General features: G+C 42.0%; 23 protein-coding genes and 1 tRNA gene. 8 read left to right on the top strand and 16 right to left on the bottom strand.

The genetic code is table 11. The features are described 5' to 3' along the window. Window positions 1–193: 193 nt before the first annotated feature. Together HUZ36_RS08730 and HUZ36_RS08725 are read right to left on the bottom strand one after the other, a co-directional pair. Window positions 194–1,123, bottom strand: a complete 930-nt coding sequence (locus tag HUZ36_RS08730; protein WP_125254339.1) for a porin — start codon at window positions 1,121–1,123, stop codon at window positions 194–196. Between the two features lie 148 nt (window positions 1,124–1,271). Continuing rightward, window positions 1,272–2,117 (bottom strand): LysR family transcriptional regulator, encoded by an 846-nt coding sequence (locus HUZ36_RS08725; RefSeq protein WP_125254340.1) that lies wholly within the window; start codon window positions 2,115–2,117, stop codon window positions 1,272–1,274. Window positions 2,118–2,204: 87 nt separating this feature from the next. On the opposite strand from HUZ36_RS08725, the gene maoP reads away from it, so the two are divergent. Next, a complete protein-coding gene (maoP, locus tag HUZ36_RS08720; protein ID WP_125254341.1) occupies window positions 2,205–2,576 on the top strand; it encodes a DUF413 domain-containing protein in 372 nt (123 codons plus the stop codon). A 203-nt stretch (window positions 2,577–2,779) separates the two neighbouring features. Continuing rightward, window positions 2,780–4,015 (top strand): diguanylate cyclase, encoded by a 1,236-nt coding sequence (locus HUZ36_RS08715; protein WP_176032596.1) that lies wholly within the window; start codon window positions 2,780–2,782, stop codon window positions 4,013–4,015. Here HUZ36_RS08715 and rarD read toward each other — a convergent pair. Then, window positions 4,004–4,894 (bottom strand): EamA family transporter RarD, encoded by an 891-nt coding sequence (gene rarD / locus HUZ36_RS08710; protein WP_176032595.1) that lies wholly within the window; start codon window positions 4,892–4,894, stop codon window positions 4,004–4,006. The two genes, HUZ36_RS08715 and rarD, sit on opposite strands and share 12 nt — an antisense overlap. Window positions 4,895–5,103: 209 nt before the next feature. Here rarD and recQ point away from each other — a divergent pair, with 209 nt between their 5' ends. From recQ to HUZ36_RS08690, 4 genes are all read left to right on the top strand, one after another. After that, window positions 5,104–6,918, top strand: a complete 1,815-nt coding sequence (recQ, locus tag HUZ36_RS08705) for a DNA helicase RecQ (RefSeq protein WP_125254344.1) — start codon at window positions 5,104–5,106, stop codon at window positions 6,916–6,918. Further along, entirely contained in the window at window positions 6,919–7,206 is a 288-nt protein-coding gene (locus HUZ36_RS08700) for a DUF3630 family protein (RefSeq protein WP_128729597.1), read from the top strand. A 112-nt stretch (window positions 7,207–7,318) separates the two neighbouring features. After that, on the top strand, window positions 7,319–9,025 hold the full coding sequence (locus HUZ36_RS08695) for a POTRA domain-containing protein (RefSeq protein ID WP_176032594.1): 1,707 nt from the start codon (window positions 7,319–7,321) through the stop codon (window positions 9,023–9,025). A gap of 56 nt (window positions 9,026–9,081) precedes the next feature. After that, window positions 9,082–9,645 carry a mechanosensitive ion channel domain-containing protein gene (locus tag HUZ36_RS08690; protein ID WP_176032593.1) on the top strand — a complete coding sequence of 188 codons (564 nt, stop codon included), beginning with the start codon at window positions 9,082–9,084 and terminating at the stop codon, window positions 9,643–9,645. Here HUZ36_RS08690 and HUZ36_RS08685 read toward each other — a convergent pair. The 3 genes from HUZ36_RS08685 to HUZ36_RS08675 are packed head-to-tail and all read right to left on the bottom strand — an operon-like array spanning window position 9,635 to window position 11,986. Next, complete coding sequence (locus HUZ36_RS08685; protein ID WP_125254348.1) at window positions 9,635–10,663, bottom strand: succinylglutamate desuccinylase/aspartoacylase family protein; 1,029 nt, start codon at window positions 10,661–10,663, stop codon at window positions 9,635–9,637. The two genes, HUZ36_RS08690 and HUZ36_RS08685, sit on opposite strands and share 11 nt — an antisense overlap. Then, window positions 10,650–11,555 carry a 30S ribosomal protein S6--L-glutamate ligase gene (rimK, locus tag HUZ36_RS08680; RefSeq protein ID WP_128729593.1) on the bottom strand — a complete coding sequence of 302 codons (906 nt, stop codon included), beginning with the start codon at window positions 11,553–11,555 and terminating at the stop codon, window positions 10,650–10,652. Before rimK ends, HUZ36_RS08685 begins: the two co-directional genes overlap by 14 nt. After that, complete coding sequence (locus HUZ36_RS08675; RefSeq protein WP_147390126.1) at window positions 11,552–11,986, bottom strand: ATP-dependent zinc protease family protein; 435 nt, start codon at window positions 11,984–11,986, stop codon at window positions 11,552–11,554. Before HUZ36_RS08675 ends, rimK begins: the two co-directional genes overlap by 4 nt. A gap of 394 nt (window positions 11,987–12,380) precedes the next feature. Between HUZ36_RS08675 and HUZ36_RS08670 the strand changes: the two genes are divergently transcribed. Then, window positions 12,381–13,346 carry a zinc transporter ZntB gene (locus HUZ36_RS08670; RefSeq protein WP_176032592.1) on the top strand — a complete coding sequence of 322 codons (966 nt, stop codon included), beginning with the start codon at window positions 12,381–12,383 and terminating at the stop codon, window positions 13,344–13,346. Between the two features lie 4 nt (window positions 13,347–13,350). On the opposite strand, the gene HUZ36_RS08665 is transcribed toward HUZ36_RS08670, so the two are convergent. Continuing rightward, window positions 13,351–13,425 (bottom strand) — tRNA-Arg (locus HUZ36_RS08665). A 216-nt stretch (window positions 13,426–13,641) separates the two neighbouring features. Between HUZ36_RS08665 and HUZ36_RS08660 the strand changes: the two genes are divergently transcribed. Next, on the top strand, window positions 13,642–13,824 hold the full coding sequence (locus tag HUZ36_RS08660) for a helix-turn-helix domain-containing protein (RefSeq protein ID WP_010378988.1): 183 nt from the start codon (window positions 13,642–13,644) through the stop codon (window positions 13,822–13,824). Between the two features lie 70 nt (window positions 13,825–13,894). Here the strand turns inward: HUZ36_RS08660 and HUZ36_RS08655 are convergent, their stop codons facing one another. The 9 genes from HUZ36_RS08655 to hscA form a co-directional block, all read right to left on the bottom strand. After that, entirely contained in the window at window positions 13,895–14,707 is an 813-nt protein-coding gene (locus HUZ36_RS08655) for a phosphotransferase (RefSeq protein ID WP_252094883.1), read from the bottom strand. After that, window positions 14,670–15,290, bottom strand: a complete 621-nt coding sequence (gene pnuC / locus HUZ36_RS08650) for a nicotinamide riboside transporter PnuC (protein ID WP_128729590.1) — start codon at window positions 15,288–15,290, stop codon at window positions 14,670–14,672. Before pnuC ends, HUZ36_RS08655 begins: the two co-directional genes overlap by 38 nt. Further along, the gene (locus HUZ36_RS08645; protein ID WP_125254354.1) at window positions 15,290–15,556 is read right to left on the bottom strand and encodes a hypothetical protein; all 267 of its coding nucleotides are present in this window, start codon (window positions 15,554–15,556) and stop codon (window positions 15,290–15,292) included. Before HUZ36_RS08645 ends, pnuC begins: the two co-directional genes overlap by 1 nt. A 236-nt stretch (window positions 15,557–15,792) precedes the next feature. Next, entirely contained in the window at window positions 15,793–17,169 is a 1,377-nt protein-coding gene (locus HUZ36_RS08640; RefSeq protein WP_128729589.1) for a Gfo/Idh/MocA family protein, read from the bottom strand. Between the two features lie 353 nt (window positions 17,170–17,522). Further along, entirely contained in the window at window positions 17,523–18,596 is a 1,074-nt protein-coding gene (locus HUZ36_RS08635) for a phosphotransferase enzyme family protein (protein WP_176032601.1), read from the bottom strand. Window positions 18,597–18,642: 46 nt separating this feature from the next. Then, window positions 18,643–19,524, bottom strand: a complete 882-nt coding sequence (locus HUZ36_RS08630; RefSeq protein ID WP_176032591.1) for a nucleotidyltransferase family protein — start codon at window positions 19,522–19,524, stop codon at window positions 18,643–18,645. A 94-nt stretch (window positions 19,525–19,618) separates the two neighbouring features. Then, window positions 19,619–21,052 (bottom strand): NAD-dependent succinate-semialdehyde dehydrogenase, encoded by a 1,434-nt coding sequence (locus tag HUZ36_RS08625; RefSeq protein ID WP_176032590.1) that lies wholly within the window; start codon window positions 21,050–21,052, stop codon window positions 19,619–19,621. An 88-nt stretch (window positions 21,053–21,140) separates the two neighbouring features. Beyond that, window positions 21,141–21,479 (bottom strand): ISC system 2Fe-2S type ferredoxin, encoded by a 339-nt coding sequence (fdx, locus tag HUZ36_RS08620; RefSeq protein WP_125254358.1) that lies wholly within the window; start codon window positions 21,477–21,479, stop codon window positions 21,141–21,143. A 1-nt stretch (window position 21,480) separates the two neighbouring features. Next, window positions 21,481–23,343, bottom strand: coding sequence for a Fe-S protein assembly chaperone HscA (gene hscA / locus HUZ36_RS08615; RefSeq protein WP_176032589.1), 1,863 nt, complete (start codon window positions 23,341–23,343; stop codon window positions 21,481–21,483). Window position 23,344 lies beyond the last annotated feature (1 nt).

Raw genomic sequence — 23,344 nt, 5'->3', positions numbered from 1 at the left:
CTTTTCAGCGTTGCTCCCCGTGTCGGTGGATGCGCATTATAGGGAGATCCGATTTAAGTGCAACCCTTTTTTTGAAGAAAACTGCAAAAAATACGTCAACCGAACAAAAAGAAATCAAACAGTTCAAAACACATACAAAAACACCCGCTATAAGCGGGTGTTTTGCTCTTTAATCTTAGATAGCGCCTATAGATTAAAACTTATATTCAATACCTAGACCTAAATAATCTTTTTCGACCTGGTTATCTGCATCATATGTAGAATAGAAACCATACACCTTCGCATTTTTGGCAAGTTTGTAATCGACACCAACAGAGACTCCATCAACTTTGTCACCCGCGTCAAAATCAATAACTTGATACTGAGCCTTCAATGTCGCACTACCTAACTTATATGCTGCATTTAATAAATAGCCATCCGCTTCTGCGCTACCATCCACTTTTTCTTGAGTCTGGTACATTGCACCAAGTTTAAAGTCAGCTAGTTTCCCTTGCACACTAAAACGAATCGTGTCATAGCCGTTAACTTCACTGTCAGCTGCAATCGCTGCATAGACAGTTGACTCTTTTAAACCCGCGTCACCATAAGTAACCGCTGTAGAGAAGCCGTTTTCACCTTCTTCATTATCTTCAGCAATAAAACTACCTAAAACTCTAATGCCATTAAAGCTAGGTGATTTATATGAGATTGAATCGCCTAAACGATTCTCACCTTTGAACAGTACCTTAATATCACCTTCAAGGTCATTGAATTGATCTAACTTGCCTTGTGATTGTTTTAATGCGGTGTCGTTACGACCAATCACTACTTCACCAAAGTTACCTTTCAAACCAACATACTGGTTACGTGCTGTAATATTGTCTTTGTCACCTTTGGAGTCGGCGTCAGACACATCCACTTGAAATTCAAGCTTGTAAATAACTTCTAAACCTGAGTTTAATTTCTCAGAACCTTTGAAACCAAAGCGAGAAGCGTTACTTTTGATTTCAGTAACAGAGCCGGCACCATCATCTGAAGATTGCACCGATACGTTCGCTTTACCATAAACATCTACTTCAGCATTTGCTTGAAGGGTGATTGCACTTAATAATGATAGCGCCAAAGCAGTCTTAGTTAGTTTCATGTGTATTTCCTCAATATCGCAACACGTATTTTTAAAACATGCGCAGTGTGACATTGCTAAATGACAAAAATATTACACATAAAATATTTCTGAAAATAAAGTGACACTCAAAATTAAGAAATACGTCACAAAATATTCATTATAGGAACTACTGCACCGCTCCTAACAAATTTACTATCGTTTCAATCTGTTCTAACTGATCATTATCTTTGTGGTACGCTACATATATCTCCCTTGAATTACTCTCGACGTCATTAATTTGGAATAATTTTTCGGCCTCAATAGCCTCCAGCGCTAGCGCTTCCGGAACAAAGGCTGATCCGCCACATTGTAAGATCAAATCCAGCGCGATCCGTCCTGTACTTGTTCTGAAATATGGAGGTGTCGCACCTGTAAATTGCTTTGCATGCCATAATGAAAAAGCAGTACCCCAATCGACATAAACATATTGGTTGTCAAAGAAGTCTTCCTTGGTGGCAGTATCAAAGGTGCTCACAGGAATAATTGCCAAGTCACTGATCGGCCTGACCTCCAGCTCATCTACTTTAGGTGGATCGAATAGAACCGCAAGATCTAATGTTCTTTCTAATAGCAATCTTGTACTTTCTTGCTGCGTTTTGACTTCTGCTACTAGAGATACGCCTGGCATAGCAGAAACGATATGATTGATACCAAACTGTAAAAAAGCATCCCAAATATTCGCTGTGCCGCTTAGAGACAATTGTTTGTGCATATTATTTGCGAGCGCAACATCGACTTTTGCTCTTTGCATGCCCGTCAGTATCATTTTTGCGTGAGGTAGCAGTCTTTCACCGGGTGCTGTCAATTGAATATTGTTACGCTGGCGAATGAACAAGTTTACCCCTAGGCTCTGTTCTAATTGACGGATCCTAAAACTTACAGCTGATTGTGTAATGTATAAATTTTCAGCTGCCCTGCCAAAATGGCGGGTCTTCACAACTTCAACAAAAGTTTTTAATAGATCTATGTCCATTTTTCTTCCTGACGATAAAAATTACTCGTTTAAAAAATTTGAGAACTTGGTCCATACTCCAGCCAGATAACCTTAGAGGACTCAGTTATGGATCATAATTTAGCGACTTTGAAAAATGCCTTTGCAAGCAACAGAGCCTTTTATGATGATGCCAATTTCCCTAGAGGATTTGGACGCAGTGGCCACTTTACCCTTCAAGAAGCCGAGATTCTTGAACGCTGTGGAGCCACACTAAGAAGCTTATACAGCAAAGCAGCAGAACCTCAAAATAGTTTCCAGTCACAATTCGTTCAAGTGATGGATGGCTTAATCCCACCGACTAATGCCGTTGAAAAAGCTTGGACCAAATACCTCAAGCATACAACCTGCAAAACAAAGTTTCATACTCTATTTGGTCGCTCAAAAGTACAAAATGATAGCAGCGTGGTAATCCCAGCGGATATTGACGACGAACTATAACATCATGAATGTTAATAGTGTGCCGACACTATCATTGGCAGTTGTTGACAATATTTTAGTTCACAACTGTCAGTGTTTTCCTTCTTCAATCATTATGACAGTAGATTTATACGCTGTTATCCCGTTCAATTATTGATCCTCTCATTGCATTTCCTTTCAGTTAGGTTAAGAATTAATAAAACAGGAAATAATTGGCGAAGGTTGTGTTACGGAAAATCCTAATTATTGAAGACACCCCTACCATTGCGAAAGTGCAAAAGCACATTGCAACTTCTGCTGGGTATCAGGTAGATATTGCAGAGTCTCTTGCTGAAGCGCAGGCGTTGTTATCACAGCATACTTACTTTTGTGCTGTTGTTGATTTTGTACTGCCAGATGCGCCCCATGGAGAAGCTATCCCATGCACTGTTAGCGCAGATATTCCAACTATTGTTATGACTGGTAATATAGAAAGCCAGACTCGCTCTATTGTCGAACAGTACCCGATTATCGATTACATCATAAAAGAAAATAAACAGGCTTATCACTACTTACGGCGACAGTTGGAGCGCTTGCCAAGGAATGAAAATGTAAAAGTTCTCGTTGTCGATGACTCAATGGCATCTCGAAACTATGTATCGGCACTTCTAATTAGACATAAATATCAGGTTCTAGAAGCATGTGATGGGCTTGAAGCACTAGCGGTATTAAAAGAGAACCCTGAAATTTCTGTGATCATTACAGACAACGAGATGCCAAATATGCGTGGAGAAGAGCTTTGTATCGAAATACGACGACTCTACTCAGATGACGATAAAGCAATCATCGGTATTTCAGGAGTAGAAAATGCCAACCTGTCCACACGCTTTTTGAAAAATGGAGCTAATGACTATTTAAGAAAGCCATTTAATGCTGAAGAGTTTTATTGCCGCCTTAGTCAAAACGTCGATATGCTCGAACATATCCAAACAATCAGACGACAAGCTAATACTGACTACCTCACCGGACTGCCTAACCGCCGCTACTTTTTCGACACCGTAAAAAAGAGTTTAAAAGCACGATTTGGCAAAAAGCAGCATGGACTAATAGCCATGATTGACATTGACCACTTTAAACAAGTGAATGATAAGTATGGTCATGACGGTGGCGACGCTGTACTGGAATCTATTGGCAAGGTGTTCGCTACACACTTTGCGAGTGATCTCGTTGCGCGATTAGGCGGAGAGGAGTTCGCTATCTATTTTAAAGATACAAAATCAGAAGGTTGCGTGGAAAAGCTCGAACAATTTAGAAAATATTTGGAAAGTAACAGTAGCAAGCTGACAACTCAGAAAATTGCCTTTACTGTCTCAATGGGACTCGCTTCACAAGTGACAACCAATATAGAAAGCTTGATAAAAGATGCCGATGAGCAACTTTATCAAGCTAAAGATACCGGTAGAAACCGCTTAGTTTACTAAGCGCTTTCTCCTATCACGGTAAGAGTCGAGACTAAACATCACCAATGCACTCCAAATAAAAGCAAAGGTAACGGCTCGTTCAGCGTCAAACGGTTCTCCGTAAAATAGTACAGCCAACATAAACATTAAACTCGGCCCGATATATTGAAAAAAACCTAACGTTGAGTATGGAATGCGCTTGGCGGCACCTGTGAAACACAGTAATGGCAAAGTAGTTACAACCCCTGCGCTAACAAGGAGTATATTAGTATACCAATCATTGTTCATAAGGTTACTAGTAGCACTAGGTTCCACCCACCACCAGTACACCAATGCTATTGGCGTTAAAATAAGCGCTTCAACCAATAGACCCGGTAGTGACTCTACCGCTAACGTTTTTCGAAGCAAGCCATAAATCGCAAATGAGCCAGCCAAAGAAAAGGCAATGATAGGAAAAGAGCCAAAACTAATAAGCTGTAGCAATACGCCAAATATTGCAAGCATCACAGCAAACTTCTGCCCTGCTCTTAGCTTTTCAGAAAGAAATACCATGCCCAGCAACACATTGAGTAGCGGGTTGATATAATACCCAAGGCTTGCATCTAACATATAGTCGTTTTGCACAGACCAAATAAACAACCCCCAGTTAAACCCGAGTAATAAAGCAGTTAATGTCAGCATCGCCAACAGCTTGGGGTTAACTAAAATCGCTTTTATCTTTGGCCACTGTTGTCTAGCCAGCACAATAATAAAGATAAACAGCACCGACCATATTACGCGATGAATTAATATTTCAATCGCATCAACATGAGTCAATTGCTTAAAATAGATGGGGGCTAATCCCCACATCAAAAAGGCAAGTACAGCGAGTAAATGTCCTTTTTTCTGTTCTTCAATCACAGCTTTAGACCTTGTTTAATCTTGGTAGGATCCACTTAAAGGTCAAACAGTATACTATGGTTTGTAGTTAACAGCGATGAAAGTTGGATGAATATATACCAAGGCTTCCTCCAGTTTGTAGAGAGTTAAGTGTTTAAATCTTATTCACTCCCTCAATCCGAGCGTAAAAAGCAAAGACAAGGGTCAAAAAAAACTCTAAAATAGCGGCGATGAATACCCTCGAGAACACGCCAGCTAACGACCCTCATACAGTACTGAAAGATATATTCGGTTACAGTACGTTTCGACATGGTCAACTTGATATCATTCAGTCTAGCTTAGCTGGTCAGGACACGCTTGTGTTGTTGCCAACAGGCGGTGGCAAGTCTTTATGCTATCAAGTTCCTGCAGTATTACTGCCCGGGGTTACACTTGTTATTTCGCCCCTTATATCACTGATGCAAGACCAAGTTGCTCAATTAAAAGCACAAGGTATTGCCGCTGAATATATAAATAATAGTGTTGCATGGGAACAGCAGAGAGACATTTACGACAGGCTCTATAATGGAGACATAACGCTACTTTATGTTGCACCTGAAAAAGCCTTACAGCGAGAGTTTATTGACCGCATTGCTGGCTGCCACATCAGCTTATTCGCAATTGATGAAGCGCATTGTGTGTCTCACTGGGGGCATGACTTTAGACCTCATTACTTTCGCTTGAAAGAGTTACGGCAGTATTTTCCTAATGTTCCAATGATGGCATTAACGGCAACCGCTGATTTAGCAACGCGAAAAGACATCGTGCAGCAACTCGGGATGTATGAACCGTTTATTTATACTGGTAGCTTCGACAGACCGAATATCCGCTACACCATAGAAGAAAAATTTAAGCCACTATCACAACTGTTTCGGTACCTTAAAGAGCAAAAAGGCCAAAGCGGAATTATCTACTGTGGTAGTAGAAAACGTGTAGACGATATTGCCGAGCGACTTATCGATGCGGGGTTTAACGCTGCAGGTTATCATGCTGGCTTGGATAATGACCAACGACAATTTGTGCAAAACCGCTTCGCACGAGACGACATTCAAATTGTCGTAGCCACTGTTGCATTTGGAATGGGGATCAATAAGCCCAATGTTCGGTTTGTTGTACATTACGATATCCCAAAAAGTGTTGAGGCCTACTATCAAGAAACTGGTCGCGCCGGTCGAGATGGCCTTGCTGCTGAGGCAGTAATGTATTTCGATCCTGCTGACATTCCAAGAGTTAGGCGTTTTTTTGAAGATATTCCAGATGAGCAGCGCCGCAAAGTGGAAGAGCAACGTTTTCAAGCAATGTCTAGCTTTGCAGAAGCCCAAACTTGCCGCAGGCAAATTTTACTCAATTATTTTAGTGAGTATCAGCGCGAGGCTTGCGGCAACTGCGATATTTGTCTAAATCCTCCAAAGCAATTTGATGGTACTTTAGTTGCGCAACAAGCATTATCTTGTGTATACCGCGCAGAGCAACGCTTTGGCATTGGCTATATTGTCGATATTCTACGTGGGGCAAATACTGCCAGAATAAGAGAATATAACCACCATACACTGTCTACATACGGGATCGGAAAAGAACATAGTAATGAGTTTTGGCTCAGTATTTTGCGTCAACTTATCCATCATGGCTTATTAAATCAAGATATAACTCAAGGTGCGACTCTCAGACTTACCGAAGCCGCAAGAGCGGTGCTCAAAGGTGAATATGTTTTACAGCTGGCAGAGCCAAGACTCGTTGCTAAACACGTTTATCAAGACAAGCTTGCCCAGTTTAATTACGACAAAAAACTATTTGCTAAATTACGTGCATTGAGAAAACAATTAGCAGATGAAGATGACGTACCCCCGTATGTTGTATTTAACGATAGAACACTCGCTGAAATGGCACAAAAAACACCGACAAACGATAGTGAGTTTTTGCAAGTGTCAGGGGTTGGTTTCACCAAATTAAGTAAATATGGTGCTCCATTTATGCAATTAATTAGAAACTACTTGGAAAGAGACTAAATGACAACTCTGACTTTAGATCTGCTACACGAAGTGATCATCATTCACCCAGAGTTGTTACCTCAAGATGATGAGTTTGAATTATGGGGTCAAGTCTTCTTGCACCATGATGCCGTCGAGCTAATTGAGTTTTCGACAGGCGCAGATAGACATCTGTGGCGTTTTACATTTAGCGGCTGCTATTTCAACTTAAATTTTGAACACTACAGCAACAGCGTTTGGATAGCACCAGATGGTGTTGACGCCCTAGATTTACTGCCCTCGCTACACAAAAACCTTTCTCGTTAAGTCCATATAAAGCTCTTTAAGTCTATAAATATTATTACTTTTGTTGCAGATACAGAGCAAGTTGCAACAATATAATCCATACTAAAGGAAGATTCGACTTAAAGGCTTCAAGATGAAAGTAAATCGGTTATCGTACAGTTGTGTGCTACTCTTTTGCGGTACAAGCACCTTTGCTAACACAGAAAAAGTGACCGCTGAACACTACACTGACAGCTGCAGTAACAACCGTGTTGAAGCTAAAAGTGATGAAAACTTATCTCGTCAGCTTGATGTTGAGCAGATATATCCAGAGCCTGCCAATGGTAAGAAAATCGCAGAGATTACATTAAAACAGCTGAATGTTTTTGATACTAGCAACCCAGAAGAAGATAACGCATTATTTCGATTTGCAAATAATTACCATATCCAAACCAAACCTGAAGTACTGAAAAGTGTGCTCTTATTTCAAGAAGGTGATAAATACAATCCGAGGAAACTCAGCGAATCAGAGCGGCTACTTCGCAATCAGTCTTATTTATATGATGCACGGATCTTTGCCAGCGAAAACTGTGATGGTGATATCCTTGTTACTGTCGTCACTCGAGATCTATGGACTTTGCTACCCGACTTAAGCTTTAGTCGCAGTGGAGGGGAAAATACCTCAAGAGTAGGATTTCGAGAAAGTAACTTATTCGGCTGGGGTAAGCGACTTTCTTTTACTCAAATAACTGAAGTTGACCGCTCTGGGTATCAATTTGTTTATGATGACCCCAATATTTTAAATTCACGGTACCGAGGGAGAATTGAGTATTCCGATAACGACGATGGTGAGCGCCACTATATTGACGTGAGCTACCCATTTTTTGCTACGGATACGCCGTATAGTTATGGTTTTACTAGTTATTCCGATAAACGCGAGGAGCCTTTGTACTCTGAAGGGGAAACCATATCAGAATTTAGTCAATCCACAGAGGTAACCCAACTCTATTTTGGTCACTCAAAGCCATTGTCAGGGAACTGGACTCGTCGCTTAATAGCGGGTGCTCGCCATGAGCAACATACATTCGAGGAGATCGGCGACACTACATTGCCTATCGCAAAGGATCGAACACTAACCTACCCATATATCCAAGCACAATGGTTTGAAGACTCTTATGTCAAAGTGCGTAACTTTGATTCGATTTATAGGACAGAAGATCTCAATTTAGGCTGGAATATTAATGCACTACTTGGTTACTCAACACAAGCTTGGAGTGATGATACTGAGCGACTAATATATTCGTTCTCTGCTAACACTGCACATTACACCTCAGATCATAGCCTATGGCGTTTTTATTTTGATATTGAAGGAAATTGGGATAAAGAAGCAAAGAAATCTGAAAATCTCATCGCCACCACCACCTTTCAGTACTACTTTAACACCAGCATATATGAGTCTTGGTTTCTTAATGCAAGCTATACCTATGGTAAAAACCTTACCTTGGACAATCAAATTACATTAGGAGGGGAAACGGGCTTAAGGGGCTACCCAATAAAATACCAACAAGGTAGCCGCAGCATGCTGCTTAATATTGAAAAGCGTTACTACTGGGAATATGATTTATGGCGCCTATTTAAAGTAGGTGGTGCGGCGTTTTTTGATGTTGGCAGAGCTTATCATTCACACCTTGCGATAGAGGGGAATGAGTCAGTGTTAAAGAATGTTGGTATTGGGCTGAGATTAGCACCAAGTCGAGCAAATTCAGACATCATGGTACATATAGACCTAGCAACGCCTATTAACGGACCAGATAATGTCGATAGTATCCAATGGCTACTAACCGTAAAAAATCGTTTTTAGCGATGTCTTGAATAGGTAAACATGCTATAAAGCAAAAAAATTATTAGGATACCACCGTGCATTTTTTAGACTTTGCACTTAGCCAATACAAACTCATTGTTACTCTGCTGGCCATATTAAGCTTTCCACTGTTAATGAAAGCGTGCTGTAAATTACTAGAAAAAGTCACCAGAGGTAAAATTGATTCTCACCGCAAGCAACGAGCTGACTTACTCGTTAGGGTTCTAGTTGCATTTGTGTTTGTCTGCTTTATGTTGGTATTTTGGGGAATAGAACTACGAGGTCTACTTGTACTTGGGTCATCGCTTTTTGCAATGCTCGGTGTTGCCATGTTTGCTGGCTGGTCACTTCTTTCAAACCTAACGTCATTTTTACTCATGTTTATTCAAAATGATTATCGAGTTGGTAACTGGGTTAGAATAGTTGATGGAGCCAACTTTGTTGAGGGTTGTATTGTTGAAATGGGGTTGATGAGCGTCGTTTTGCGTCACGTCGACGGTCATAAAGTCGTCTACCCTAACAATTTATTCGTCACTAGACCTGTACTTGTACTGAGCCAAGAACCAGTCAAGCCAAAACAGCCAGCTGCGCCAAGACGAGCACTAGGCCCTAAGAAATAGGGCCTATATCATCGATAAAGGTTTCTAGCTGCTGCTCCACAATACTATTCGCATGAGCAAAATAGGCAATATGAAATACCGCATCACCCTCATTGACTAAAGGCAACATCTGCTGCCCAATCACTATACCACTTCTAGGAGCAATAATTGCCTCTTCACTTTGACCTAAGGGGCTGTCAATGTAAGCAAGAATTTGCCCTTTTGAAACGCGCTCACCTAGCGTAACCTGTGCACGTACAATACCGTCCACATCCGCCCTAACCCAGCTAGTCGCTGCTGCAATAACAGCATCATGAACTTGCTTTCGGCGTCGCCCTCGTAGCATTTTTAAGTGACGCATGACATTTTCTACACCTTGTAAACCAGCTGCTATCGCAAGCGCATCAAAGCGTAATGCCTCTCCAGCCTCGTATGTGATCACCGGTATATCTAGACCTGACGCTTCACTCCGAAGTGAACCATTGCGCAGTCGTGCATCAATAGCCACAGGAGTACCAAATGCCATCGCCATTTCTTTTGTCATCTCACAAGACAAATCTCCACGGATCTGAGGCAAATTTGAACGATGAATAGCGCCCGTGTGCAAGTCGATGATATGAGTGGATTTTTTCACCACTAGATCGAAAAACATATGCGCCATTCTCGCTCCAAGTGAGCCTTGCTCTGATCCTGGGAAGCAGCGATTCAAATCCCGCCTATCAGGAAGGTAACGAGACTTGTGAATAAAACCGAAAATATTCACGATCGGTACCGCTATTAGTGTACCTCGCAATGTAGCTGCATCGACTTTACTCAATAGCTGACGCACCACTTCAACCCCATTAAGTTCGTCACCATGAATAGCCGCACAGACCATTAATACAGGGCCAGACTCTGCACCATTAACGACTTCAATTGGAATAGTCATTGGAGTGTGGGTATACAGCTTCGCCACCTCCAATTGTACGGTTTGTCTTTCAGCTACCCCGACACGTGTATCGAGTAAAGTGAAAGGCTGGTTAATTTTAACCTTTGCCACGTGTCGCAGTCCTCTTAGCAGCCGCATTTTTCTCGATGAACGAAATTATCATGCCCGCAATATCTTTGCCTGTTGCTTTTTCTATCCCTTCAAGGCCAGGTGATGAATTTACCTCCATTACCAAAGGTCCACGTTCAGAGCGAAGTAAATCAACCCCCGCAACGTTCAAACCCATTGCTTTTGCAGCCGCTACCGCAGTGCGGCGTTCTTCAGGAGTAATTTTAACCAATGTTGCCGAGCCCCCTCGGTGCAAGTTAGAACGAAACTCACCTTCTTGCGCTTGGCGTTTCATCGCAGCGATAACTTTATCACCAATCACAAAACAACGAATATCCGCTCCACCAGCTTCTTTAATATATTCTTGCACCATAATGTTGGCTTTGAGACCCATAAATGCCTCAATAACACTCTCTGCTGCTTTGCGCGTCTCAGCAAGTACAACACCAATACCCTGTGTGCCTTCTAGCAATTTGATCACAACGGGTGTCCCACCTACCATTTCAAGTAGATCTTTGACGTCGTCTGGCTTACTCGCAAAACCAGTGATCGGCATGCCCACTCCCTTCCTAGACAACAACTGTAATGAACGTAGTTTGTCTCGTGAGCGCGTAATTGCTACCGATTCATTTAATGGGTAAACCCCCATCATTTCAAACTGTCGAAGTACGGCACATCCATAAAATGTCACAGACGCGCCAATCCGAGGTACAATGGCATCGAACCCACTGAGTTGCTGTCCCTTAAAATGGATCTCTGGCTCACTGCTATTAATATTCATGTAACAACGCAGCGCGTCTATTACAGCAACCTCATGTCCCCTTTGCTCAGCAGCTTCAATAAGGCGACGTGTTGAGTATAAAGATTGATTCCTTGAAAGAATGCCAATTTTCACGATTTATCCGTTTTATTACTTAAGTATGAATGTTCTGGGTCAACAATAATGCGGCCTCGCATTGCTGTGCGCCCTAGCAGCATTCTAAATTTCATGGTTTCTCTATTGCTCAGCGTAATTTCAATAGGCCAAGCCTGTTCACCAATATGTAAGTTTGTCTCGATGACATAACGCAGCTCTTTATGACCTCCAGAGTCTGTGACTACACGTTCATCGAGTACTTTTGCTTCACAACATACTTCATAGTCAGTGTCATCCTGGAGTGGATGAAGCCAAAACCTAACCCATCGCTCGCCACTATCTGATTGAAATGCTTCAACCTTAAAAGCATGAAGACAAGATGTTCTTGCTCCTGTATCAACTTTTGCTTTTATCTTATTAATTCCTAAGTCAGGTAATGAAAGCCATTCTCGCCAACCAACTGTGATCATAGTGTGCTCTTTTATAGAATGAATTTGGATTTATACGCGCAATTAAGTCATATGAAAAACAAAATAAATTTATCCTAAAGATAATACTGTTTTGTCTTGGAGCTTTCTCAATTTGAAAGATAGCCTAACTCCTATAACCCTGCACACCAATTTAATATTTATGACTCGCGCTAGCGCTCAAACAGGCAACTGAAGATTCATAAATTACCTGCGACTCAGAGTGATTGCTCTACGGTAACAGCACTCGTACACTTTTCAAGCGAGTACTCTATACTTGCTAATATTGTTCAGGGCATATCAAAACAATTTATTTTATCGCCAAGATATTGAAATGAATTTGAAAAATAAATTATCTATGTCAGGCTTGATATGAACTTTTTGCTGGGGATAAACAATGACAGGATTACTCCATGCGTGCGTGCTTGATGGTCAAGGTGGCGGTAGAGTACTGTGCGAGCTCTCTGAAATTGGATCAGTCATTCACAAAGAACCCTTATGGCTTCATTTTGATTATAGTTTTGAAGACACCACAGAGTGGTTAAAAAACCAGAGCTTTTTGGACGAATGGGAATACCAAGCCCTCACTGCTGATGAGACCAGGCCAAGAACGGTTAATGGTAATGAGGGGTTATTGGTATTCTTACGCGGCGTGAATTTAAACCCAAAGCAAAGTCCAGAGGATATGGTTTCTCTTCGCTGTTTTGCTAATGAAAAGCTTTTAATAACCTGTCGTAAGCGGCACATTATGTCTGCTCAAGACATGCTAACACAAATTAAAAAGGGTCAAGGGGCAAAGAGTATTGGTGAACTTCTCTCGACTTTAGTCATGCGTCTTTCAATGAGAATGCAAGATATTATTTGGCAAATAGAAGAGCAACTTGATGAGTTTGAGGAAGCCCTAGAAAATAGCGAGCAACTACCCAACTATCAACAACTATCGGTATTAAGAAGACAAACCATCGGCTTAAAACGATACCTCAAACCACAAAAGCTGGCGATCAACGAATTACTACTAGTTAAAGTAAATTGGCTAAATGAAGACCACTTACACCAGTTAGAAGAAACGAATAATGCACTCAGCCGTTATATTGAAGAATTAGAAGCTGCGATTGAGCGGGCACAAGTGATTCAAAATGCGATCACTAACCACCAAAATGAACAGTTAAACCAGAGAATGTACATCATGTCGGTTGTGGCGGCATTATTTTTACCGCTGGGGTTCTTAACCGGATTGTTAGGTGTCAATATTGGAGGGATACCAGGTACCGAATGGAATGGGGCTTTTGCCTTGTTTGTAATCATGCTGGTTGTGATCACCGCTGGAGTCGGAGTGTATTTCAAACGCAAAGGCTGGCTATAATGACTGGCGCTCTCGCTAGGGATCGAACCTAGAACTTAGCCTCCGGAGGGCTACGTGATATCCATTTCACCACGAGAGCGACGTCAACATAATAATGCGAAGTGCTAAGAAATACCAGACTATGTTTTCTATATGATTAATTAATAACCGAATTTTGAAAAAAAGCTGTACTTTGAGCAAAAAACCAGTTATTCAACTATGCTTTGAAAATAATAAAATAGAATGAGAGTGCTGTTTAACTGTCAATTCTGACAGAAAAAGGCAGTACCACAATACTTGATTGAGGATCACAAATATGACACCAATGACCACAGAGCAAGTTGCAGAATTTCTTGATGTTAAAGTTGAACGTGTAAGACGTCTTGCTCGAGAGAACCTGCTAGTAGCAAAAGACACTGATGCCAGTGGCGAGCCAATTTTTGACAAAGCCGATGTGGAAAAATACAAAGAGCTTGCACAACGCTTAGGTGGCATTTAAGTCCAGCTTCTCCCGGTGCCAGTATTGTCAGTCAAGGGAACTGATGCATTACTGGCGTAGAGCCTTGCGTTTATATCCAAAGCGTTAATATTTCTCTCAATTTGTTCGCTTCATCGACAACTCCTTTTTGCTCATACCAATGAATGCTCAGCAATAAGTATATTTGACAATATACCTTCAATTTAACGTCTGCATAGAATGGCGTGCACTTCTGATTAAGTAGAAAGTAGGTATCAACAAGACGATATGCTGATGCAACATCACGCTGAAAGCTGCATACTAATGCCGCCAGATCAAAAAAAATATCGTTGTGGCAGGCATATTCAAAGTCAATAAGACGCACGCCTTCAGGACTGCAAATAATATTACTAGTTACCAAGTCATTATGACAAAATGCCACGTCACTTGGTAACCCAGCAAGCTGAGACAAAAGCCATTGCACGTTTACAATAGCGCTACTCTCAAGCTCAATAGCCCTCATATAACCAACAAGGTCAAGAGTTTCATATACAGCAAGCTCAAGCCTGTGTACTTGGAGCAATGGTTTTAATAGCGTCTCATCATCTAGCACACGGTTGTACTTACCCTCAGGGATATAACTGAATATGGCCATTCGCGTATCCATATCATATTGTAGTGCCGTCGAGGTAACTCCAACGCAAGCAAGCTTATTCTGTGCTGCTAGTGCTGCAACAGGAATATCATGACTGTAGCACTTTATGACAAATTGCTGACCATCACTGGTTATCAGATAATTGTTATTGCTCACCCCTTTCGTAAGCTTTCGTATATCATTAACAGCCACACCAAAAACTGCATTTACGCTTGCTTTTATTGCTTCTAGTTCAGAGTGTCGCAAGAGACTTACCTTGCTTTGCTTCATACTCTTCATACCAACGTTTATAGCCCCAACAAGCCATTAAGGTGTAGAAGATGAAAAGTACTAACGTCGGGTAGAACCCTTTTAGATAATAAAGATAAATAGATGCTGCATCTATCACAACCCAATATAGCCAATTCTCAAGTACTTTCTTTGCCACCAAGTAGGTGGTCACCACTGCGAAACAGGTTGTAAAGCTATCTAGATAGGCTAAATCCGCAGACATATAATGTTTAGTCACATAGCCAAGTACAACTGACACAATAGCTGTCACGGCTATCACACTAAGATGTTTTGACATCGACCAAGAGGTTATCCGACTTGGGGTATTCTTGTTACCTTGACGCCACATCCACCAACCGACAACTGCCATCACCATATAGTAGAAATGCAGCAAGGACTCCATGACGAGTGCACCGTTCCAATATAAGACTGTGTATATAAAAGTATTGATAAATGCCACAGGCCAGCACCAGATATTTTCTTTAATGGCTAATAATAAATATGCCACGGCTAGCACGACTGCAATGTACTCCCAAATAGACATGGCAGTAAAGCCAGCTAGCGTATCCGTTAACCACTCCATTAAATAACCGCACTTTGTGTTGGAGATAAATCACCGGCAATAAACTTACAAACAAAAATACTCTTACCAAACGTTTCAAAAGAGCGTTTCATTTCTTGGTTTATGATAGAAGTAACGAGATCAAACTCTCCAAAGACCTGAGTCGACATGGTATTGGTGAGTACTTTTATATCATCGTGTTGATTTAATCTATCAATAAAACCTTGAATAAAAGGGATGTAGTCTTGATGAAGTGGATATTTACTGATTTCAACAGAAACTTGCATGAACGCTCCTTACAAATAGCAATCAATTGGCAATGTATGTATTCATTTTATTTTAACTTAATATGGTACTAATTTGAGGGAAAATTTAAGACTCCGGCGTTAGTCTAGTGTAAAAAATATAGTCACTTAGTAAAAGGCGAACTTCTCTTCGCGGATATAGTTCGCCCCATCTTATTACTCACTGTTTTTATTCTTTTCAATGTGCTTTAGCACCTACGAAAGCGCCATGGCCACTCCTAAACAGTAACAATCCCAAGCGGTGCTGCGGTTTGCCAAGCACCACGAGTAAAATCAGGAATGCTTAATGATTCACTACGATTTGCCACAGATTGTACCGATAGTGGCGAGATCACTGACCAAGCTGCGCCATCATAAACATCTTGATCAAGCGGCTCACCATTGCGTAAACAATAAATCATGCGCCAAAACATTAAAAAGTCCATACCACCATGACCACCATTGCGCTCTGCTTCTTTACCCATTTTAATCCATAGTGGATGGTCATATTGTTTATACCACGACTCCATGTCGTGATCCCATTCATGGAAGCTCTTAGTACCACCTTGCTCCAAAGCAATACGGTTAGGAAAGCCAGCAAAGACACCATTGGTACCTTGGATGAGGTTATGACGAGAGTAAGGTCTTGGGGTTGTTGTGTCATGTTGCACCACGATACTCCGTCCCTTAATGGTTTTGATCATTGTTGTGTTCATATCACCAGCCACGTAGTTTAACTGATTACGCTCGTGATCTGCTGAAAACTCTCGCTTTGCATATGCAGCACGGCCAAGTGCTGGGGAGCTCATTGAAGTAAGGTAATCGAAACGATCGCCTCGGTTGATATTCATGTATTGGGAGACTGGCCCCAACCCATGGGTTGGATACAAATTACCATTACGCTTCGTATGCCAATGAGTACGCCACGACCCTGTTTTATGCTCAATTTCTTTCATCTGCCAACGCAGTTCGTGGATATATGCGGCCTCTGCGTGAAGCAATTCGCCGAATATACCTTGTCGAACCATATTCAGCACCATCAGCTCATCGCGGCCATAGTTGACATTTTCCATCATCATGCAGTTCTTTTGCGTGCGCTCAGCGGTGTCAACGATTTGCCACATTTCTTCAACAGTTAATGCCAATGGCACTTCGACAAAAGCATGCTTGCCACTGTTCATCGTGTCAATGGCCATTGGCGCATGCCATTTCCATGGCGTTGAAATGATAACGATGTCAATATCATCCCGATTAAGCATATCTTGATAAGCTAAATCACTACCACGATACAGCTCAGGCTTTGGTAGCCCCCGTTCGTCAACGAGGTAACTAGCTGACTTTTCGAGAACTGCATCATGAGTATCACAAATGGCAACAATGTGCGCGCCCTCAATATGACTCATACGTTTAACATGACCATAGCCACGCTGACCCACCCCGATAAAACCAACACGAACAACATCCATTTTTGGTGCAACAAGCCCAATGACCGAACGCCCTTGCTGCTTGGGTATGATATTGCTATTTTGATTTGAACTTGCGCAGCCAGCAACAACACTGGCAGCCGCAGCAGCACCTGCGGCTTTTAAAAAGTCGCGGCGATTTACATTTTTCATTTTGACTCCTAAACGATACTTCATCAACAGCGTACATGTACCAGTTAGCCTTAATACTTGCTCAATTTGAAGAAGCAAACCTGACGTTAATTGCGTTCAAAATTTCTCATTTAAAACACTAAATAACAAATTTTTTGCCTTCCTGCATGAATGTAGGTAGCTTGGCGATAACAGGACGCAGTAGCGGTGTTAGCAACAAAGTTTTCTCGCCTCAAAATCGCAAACTCAATCAAGCTAATCGGTATCGGTGCTGAGTGTAAACAAGCTAAACCATACCGATTCTAGGTTCAAAAGATTGCGATAAAACCATAAAAAAAGCGCCTAAGCGCTTTTTATCAATACCCTATTTTCAACTAGATAGATTGTATAATTTCTATTAAGTTAGGTTCTTTTTCTAAGACACTCGCATAAAGTGCCAGCTGGTTTTTAGCCCTATCTAGATTATGGCCAGTTCGATGAATAGCAAAATAGTTATCGCCATCCAGGTAGTCGGTCAAAAAACGCAAGCCTATCATTAATGGCATAACTTTAGCGCCAAGAATAAAGCTATCTTTCTCAGCTTTTGTCACGCTAGCTTGCAAAGGTTCAATATAACCCCGAGCGAGTGCCGAAAATATGTTCTCCCTAACTCGTACTTGAGCCAAGTTGGTTGAATCTTCCGGCTCAGGAGAGCAAAAAGTGCGCACCATATCACCAAAATCAAATAGCCAATGGCCAGGCATGCAGGTATCTAAATCAATGACCGCTCTGGCTTGGTCACTATTTGTTGAAAACAGCATGTTATTGATTTTAGTATCATTGTGACAGGCTCTTAACGGTACAGCTTGCTGTACTTTTTGTAATTCATCCGCGAGCGAGAATTGTTGCTGAAAAGCCTCTATTACCTCACCGCACAGCTTAGCTCTATTATGCTCATCTTTCTTTAGCACCTTATTGAAAGTATCAATACGCATCGCCAAATTATGAAAATCAGGGATCACATGATGTAACTGGGTTGCATCAAAATCATTTAGGGCATGAGCAAATTGTCCAAACGCATTTGCAGCGGTTTGAGCCTGCTGTTCGCTTGTAACCACATCTTCACTATAACTGCGACCAATAAATGCAAGCGCACGCCAAACTTCGTCGTTAATATCAACTAAATATTGGCCTGAACTCGTTGCTAAATGCTTAATAATAGCGAGACTATATTCACCATTGAGCGCTTTCGATGTTAAGTGTTGCTCAATGGCACGAGCATTTTCTACTAAATGCTGCGGATTGGGGAACACATTAGTATTGAGCTTTTGTACTACCATGGTTTTCTGGGCGTCTTGCAACAACATTGTTGTATTAATATGCCCATTGCCGATCGGCTTCATTTTTGCTTCTTCACTAATGAGCCCATATTCATCAGCGAGCTGTTGCGCAACAGCTTGATATTCCATATTCACCTCAAAAGAAGATAAATCGAATGTTGTTGTGTGAAGAGGGTTATTTTCCTTGACGTGCTTCATAGATCTTTCTTGCGACAATATTAAGTTCGCTCTTATAGGTTATGCCATACCAATTAGATTTGGCCTGATAGACAGACACCGCTTGCGTGGCAGTATTGATACAGTGTTGAATACAATCTGGCAGATAATACTCGCTTTTGACACCGTTGTCATAATTCTTTAGAAACCCGATAAAGCCACTTTCAAGTGCAGTGAACAACTCAGGTGTAATCCCCCAGAAGGTCATAGAAGACAACGCTCTGGTGTCTAGATAACAAGGCTTTCCTGAAATTTCACCATACAATTGACCGTTCTCTAAACGGATATTGAGCGCCTCTTCAACAGAATGCAGCTTTCCTTCTTCAATTACACAAATACCTCGGTTTACACCACCTTGCTCTGATAGCGTATTAATAATTGGATATGCCACCATTGCCATATTATTGTGGTATTGAAAGTGTTCCACGAGTTGTAAGAACGCATCAGCTCCATAGTAATCGTCCGCTGTAATGACGATGGCAGGTTTATTTACATAAGGTTTGGCACATAGCAGTGCATGTCCAGTTCCCCAAGGTTTATCACGGCCAATTAGACAATCTTGGTAACCCTCAGGTATATCCGTTAACTTTTGCTCCACTAAGGTAACGGTTAACGACTCTGGTAATCTTGGTATGATGACATCTTCGATGTAATCTCGCACTTTATCGTTGACTATCATTATGACATCGCGCACACCAGCTCGGTGGGCATCTATGATGCTCAATTCCATAATGCTCTGGTTAAGATTCGGCAGCTCAGCGACCTGCTTATTACCACCAAATCGACTTCCCAGCCCACCCGCTAAAATAATGAGTGCGGGATATTGATTGATTCCTGTCATTGAAAAAATATCAAAAGTCAAATGAGCGGATTAGTGTACTGAGCTTTTGCATAGATTAAAAGCGAATACGAGTAAGCAAATGAAAATAGTATTTTTAATAAAACTTTTGACACAAATATTTTATTTCCTGATATTCACTCAACCCCTCTTGCGCACCTTCCCGGCCAAGCCCTGAGAACTTTACACCGCCAAAAGGCGCGACAGGATTGGATATGATCCCTTCGTTAATTCCAACCATACCATATTCAAGTGCTGCACTGACTCGTCTGATTTGATTAACTTCATTTGAATAAAAATAGGCTGCAAGTCCTTCTGGTACAGCATTTGCCATTTTCACCGCCTCACTCTCCTGCTCAAAGCTAATAATACTGACAATAGGAGCAAAGATTTCTTCATGGAAAAGCGCCATCGTATTATCTACGCCCGTGATCACCACTGGTGCCATAAACTGGCCAGCTTGGTTATCGCCTTGATAGGCAATATTTGCGCCTTTAGCTAACGCATCCTCGAGTAAGCGCTGTGCTTTTTGCTTTGCCTCAATAGAAATAAGTGGCCCAATGTCAACGCCTTCCTCGAAGCCATTGCCAACCTTAAGTTGTTCAACTTGTCGTGATAACTTGTCAGTGAAATCAGCAGCAATACCTTGTGCAACAAACACGCGATTTGCAGCTACACATGTTTGTCCTGCGTTTCTAAACTTCGCCGCCATCAAGCCACTTATCGCTTGCTCAATGTCGGCGCTATCAAAAATAATAAATGGGGCGTTGCCACCAAGCTCCATGGACGTTCTTTTTACCGTGTCTGCGCATTGTTTTAATAGTGCACTACCTACTTGTGTTGAACCCGTGAACGTAAGCTTTCTTACTTGAGGGGACTGAGTCAAATGCGCCACTAATCCTTTTGAGTCATTAGTAACAAGGACTTGAAAAGCACCGACTTCCATTCCCGCTTGTATCGCAAGCTTAGCTAAAGCGATGGCCGCAAGAGGGGTTTTCTCGGAAGGCTTTAGAATAAAGCTACATCCTGCTGCATAGGCTGGTGCTACTTTTCTGGTGATCATCGCCAGTGGAAAGTTCCATGGTGTGATCCCAAGTACCACACCAACCCCCTGCCGAATGGTAGTTAGCGTATGCGATTGTGAGTGACTAGGGATCACTTGACCATAGGCTCGTTTAGCTTCTTCACTATACCATTCGATAAATCCAGCAGCATAATCCGCCTCAGCAAGCGCTTCTTTAAGCGGTTTGCCTTGTTCTTTAGTCACTATCTCAGCCAGTGCTTGTCGATACTCAACAACCAGCTCATACCATTTTCTAAGTACTTTGCTACGAGTGTGGGCTGTTGAGTTAGAGAGTGTTTCAAAAGTTTCAGCCGCGGCTTGCAGCGCTATATCAGCAGCCTGATTATCTGCCTCAGAAACCTGGGTAATGGATTCACCTGTCGCAGGGTTTATCACATCGACTTGCTGTTTACTGCTATGCGATTGGCCATTGATAAGTGAAAATTCGGGATTACTGATGAGTGACATAGCGTTCCTCCTAGAAAAACAAAAAGCCGTAGTACAAGACTACGGCTTTATTAAATGCGTCATTAACAACCTAGGTTGTTAACTGTACTTAATGGTCTTCATTAACGATATTGAGATTGTACTTTGGAATTTCAACCACCAAGTCTTCATCACTAATTATCGCTTGGCAACCTAAACGTGATTCAGCTTCCAGTCCCCAAGCTTTATCTAGCATGTCATCTTCAAGCTCATCACTTTCTTCTAGTGAGTCAAAACCTTCACGGATCACGACATGACAAGTGGTACATGCACATGACTTTTCACAAGCATGTGGAATACTAATGCCATTTTTTAATGCCACATTAAGCACTGTCTCACCCGTTTTTGCTTCAATTGCAGCACCTTCTGGACACAACTCTTCATGGGGTAAAAAGATAATTTGTGGCATATTACACCTCGTCTACCGACTGCCCTTGCAGTGCTTTCTTAATTGATTGATCCATACGACGTGAAGCAAAATCGCTACTCGCCTGATCGACTTCTTCGATCGCCTTTTTGATTTGCTCTGGGTTTTCTGCACTTTCACGAATGTTAGCAAGCTCTGTCATTGCAGTACGTAGCGTATGAAGTTCGTCTTCCAGCAGCAAGTTACCATCAGTAGCTAATGATGCTTCTAGCGCTTCTAATACTCGTAGCGCTTCAACTTGCTGTTCTTTAAGCATCCGAGCACTCATGTCTTCTTTTGCGTTACTCATTGAGTCTTTAAGCATTTGTGCTACTTGATCGTCACTCAAACCGAATGATGGCTTAACTTGGATCTCAGCTTGAACACCAGTCGATTTTTCTTCAGCCGACACACTCAATAGACCATCAGCGTCCACTCTAAAGGTCACACGAATATGCGCAGCACCGGCAGCCATTGGCGGTATACCTTTGAGACTAAATTTCGCTAAACTACGGCAATCATCAACGAGCTCTCGCTCACCTTGCAATACATGCAGTGCCATAGCCGTTTGGCCATCTTTAAAAGTAGTAAATTCTTGTGCACGTGCAACCGGAATGGTGGTATTGCGCGGAATAATTTTTTCAACCAATCCCCCCATAGTTTCCAAGCCTAAAGATAATGGCAATACGTCAAGCAGCAGCATATCAGAGTCTGGCTTGTTACCTACTAAAATATCAGCTTGAATAGCAGCGCCTAGTGCCACAACACGGTCTGGATCAATTGAGGTTAGTGGCTCTTTGGCAAAGAAGTTACCGACTTCTTCTCGTACTACTGGCATGCGGGTCGAGCCTCCAACCATCACAACTTGTAGTACTTCCTCTTGGATCACATCAGCATCTTTTAACGCACGACGGCAAGAGCGTAAGGTTTTTTTAACCAACGGCATCGCAAGTTCAGCAAATGCTTGGCGCGTAATCGTCACAACAAATTTTTGCTCACGAACAGGTAGCTCAACGTTTACGGTCTCGTAACTTGATAGTGCTTCTTTACAGGCTCTCGCCTTATTGATAAACAGGCGTAGCTCTTTTGGATTTAAATCAAACAGTTGAGTTTGCTGCTTAAAAAAGTCGACCAGCAATGAATCAAAATCATCACCACCAAGGCTCGAATCACCGCCTGTTGATAATACCTCGAACACCCCTTGATTCAGGCGTAAGATAGAGATATCAAACGTACCACCACCGAGGTCATACACCGCGATAACACCTTCTTGGCCAGAGTCTAGGCCATAAGCTACTGCCGCTGCGGTCGGCTCGTTAAGCAACCTCAATACTTTCAGACCAGCAAGATCGGCTGCATCTTTTGTACTTTGTCTTTGCGCATCATCAAAATACGCAGGTACGGTGATCACCGCGCCCATTACATCTTCACCTGCAAAGCTATCGATAGCCCGTTGGTGTAATGTTTTTAAAATTTCAGCGGAGGCTTGTACTGGGCTTACAGCGCCTGTCACAGTTTCAATAGCAAGCGAACCGTTATTATCGACAAAGTTATAAGGCAACTGGCCATAGCTTTGTTCTATTTCAGATTGCGTTTTACCTAAAAAACGTTTTACAGAAATCAGCGTATTAGTCGGGTCTTCAGCAGAAGCAGCTTGGGCTTGTTCACCTACTATAACCTCTGAGTCAGTATACCTTACTACCGAAGGCAACATGGCCTTACCCATTAAGTCGCTCAGGGTTTTTGTTTCGCCACTTTGCACCGTGGCAACAAGAGAGTTTGTGGTACCTAAATCGATACCAATTGCTAATTTATGCTCATGAGGTGCCGCGCTCTGCCCCGGCTCAGCAATTTGCAATAATGCCATA

Source organism: Pseudoalteromonas sp. McH1-7 (assembly GCF_013366255.1).
GTDB classification, from domain to species: Bacteria; Pseudomonadota; Gammaproteobacteria; order Enterobacterales; family Alteromonadaceae; genus Pseudoalteromonas; species Pseudoalteromonas peptidolytica.
The sequence above is the reverse complement of the archived record's forward strand: the minus strand, read 5'-3'. Positions and strand labels throughout refer to the sequence as shown.

What these genes read in the sequence shown, in the direction of transcription:
- HUZ36_RS08730 (WP_125254339.1), bottom strand. Translation starts at nt 1,123, where the DNA reads ATGAAACTAACTAAGACTGCTTTGGCGCTATCATTATTAAGTGCAATC.
- HUZ36_RS08725 (WP_125254340.1), bottom strand. Translation starts at nt 2,117, where the DNA reads ATGGACATAGATCTATTAAAAACTTTTGTTGAAGTTGTGAAGACCCGC.
- maoP (WP_125254341.1), top strand. Translation starts at nt 2,205, where the DNA reads ATGGATCATAATTTAGCGACTTTGAAAAATGCCTTTGCAAGCAACAGA.
- recQ (WP_125254344.1), top strand. Translation starts at nt 5,104, where the DNA reads ATGAATACCCTCGAGAACACGCCAGCTAACGACCCTCATACAGTACTG.
- HUZ36_RS08700 (WP_128729597.1), top strand. Translation starts at nt 6,919, where the DNA reads ATGACAACTCTGACTTTAGATCTGCTACACGAAGTGATCATCATTCAC.
- HUZ36_RS08695 (WP_176032594.1), top strand. Translation starts at nt 7,319, where the DNA reads ATGAAAGTAAATCGGTTATCGTACAGTTGTGTGCTACTCTTTTGCGGT.
- HUZ36_RS08675 (WP_147390126.1), bottom strand. Translation starts at nt 11,986, where the DNA reads ATGATCACAGTTGGTTGGCGAGAATGGCTTTCATTACCTGACTTAGGA.
- HUZ36_RS08670 (WP_176032592.1), top strand. Translation starts at nt 12,381, where the DNA reads ATGACAGGATTACTCCATGCGTGCGTGCTTGATGGTCAAGGTGGCGGT.
- HUZ36_RS08660 (WP_010378988.1), top strand. Translation starts at nt 13,642, where the DNA reads ATGACACCAATGACCACAGAGCAAGTTGCAGAATTTCTTGATGTTAAA.
- HUZ36_RS08655 (WP_252094883.1), bottom strand. Translation starts at nt 14,707, where the DNA reads ATGAAGCAAAGCAAGGTAAGTCTCTTGCGACACTCTGAACTAGAAGCA.
- pnuC (WP_128729590.1), bottom strand. Translation starts at nt 15,290, where the DNA reads ATGGAGTGGTTAACGGATACGCTAGCTGGCTTTACTGCCATGTCTATT.
- HUZ36_RS08645 (WP_125254354.1), bottom strand. Translation starts at nt 15,556, where the DNA reads ATGCAAGTTTCTGTTGAAATCAGTAAATATCCACTTCATCAAGACTAC.
- HUZ36_RS08640 (WP_128729589.1), bottom strand. Translation starts at nt 17,169, where the DNA reads ATGAAAAATGTAAATCGCCGCGACTTTTTAAAAGCCGCAGGTGCTGCT.
- HUZ36_RS08635 (WP_176032601.1), bottom strand. Translation starts at nt 18,596, where the DNA reads ATGGAATATCAAGCTGTTGCGCAACAGCTCGCTGATGAATATGGGCTC.
- HUZ36_RS08630 (WP_176032591.1), bottom strand. Translation starts at nt 19,524, where the DNA reads ATGACAGGAATCAATCAATATCCCGCACTCATTATTTTAGCGGGTGGG.
- HUZ36_RS08625 (WP_176032590.1), bottom strand. Translation starts at nt 21,052, where the DNA reads ATGTCACTCATCAGTAATCCCGAATTTTCACTTATCAATGGCCAATCG.
- fdx (WP_125254358.1), bottom strand. Translation starts at nt 21,479, where the DNA reads ATGCCACAAATTATCTTTTTACCCCATGAAGAGTTGTGTCCAGAAGGT.
- hscA (WP_176032589.1), bottom strand. Translation starts at nt 23,343, where the DNA reads ATGGCATTATTGCAAATTGCTGAGCCGGGGCAGAGCGCGGCACCTCAT.